The sequence below is a fragment of the Mesorhizobium sp. M7A.F.Ca.ET.027.03.2.1 genome (genome assembly GCF_003999175.1).
In the GTDB taxonomy this organism is placed as follows: Bacteria; Pseudomonadota; Alphaproteobacteria; order Rhizobiales; family Rhizobiaceae; genus Mesorhizobium.
This window is the reverse complement of the sequence record NZ_RZOM01001736.1, coordinates 1-661: the sequence shown is the minus strand read 5'-3', so window position 1 is coordinate 661 and position 661 is coordinate 1. Positions and strand designations below refer to the sequence as shown.

The 661-nt window shown below is 67.2% G+C and carries 1 protein-coding gene; it reads left to right on the top strand.

Features of this window, described 5'->3' with window-relative positions:
• A partial coding sequence (locus tag EN750_RS37740) for a proline dehydrogenase family protein (RefSeq protein WP_127399496.1) occupies positions 1 to 661 on the top strand: 661 nt, incomplete at both ends.

The window sequence follows — 661 nt, the reverse complement described above, 5'->3', positions numbered from 1 at the left end:
TCTATGCACCGGTCGGTGCGCATTCCGATCTGCTGGCCTATCTGGTCCGCCGGTTGCTGGAGAACGGCGCCAATTCCTCCTTCGTGCACCAACTGACCGACGAGGACGTCGAGCCGGAGGACATTGCGCGCGATCCGCTCGAAACGGTCGAGAGCCAGGGTCCGGCCGCCAATCCGGCGATTGCCCGGCCTTCCCAGATCTTTGGGGCCGGGCGTCGCAACTCGAAAGGATTCGACATCACCGACACGGTGACGCTGGCGGCGATCGACAAGGCCAGGGCGGCCTTCGCCGGGCCGGACCGCTGGCATGCCAAGCCGATCACGCGGGCCGCCGGCTACGGCAAGCAGCGTCCCATAGTCAACCCGGCAAAGCCCACGGAAGTGGTCGGCACGGTCAGCGAAGCCGCTGCCAAGCAAGTGGCGACCGCCGTGCGCTTTGCGGTGGAAGCGCAGCCGGCCTGGGCAAAACGTCCTGTCTCCGAGCGCGCTGCCATCCTCAACCGTGCCGCCGATCTCTATGAGGCGAATGCGGTCGAGTTCTTTGCACTCGCCACCCGCGAGGCCGGCAAATCGCTGGCCGACGGCGTCGCCGAAGTGCGCGAGGCCGTCGACTTTCTGCGATACTACGCCACCGAGGCGGCCAATGCGGAGGCGGGCACGCA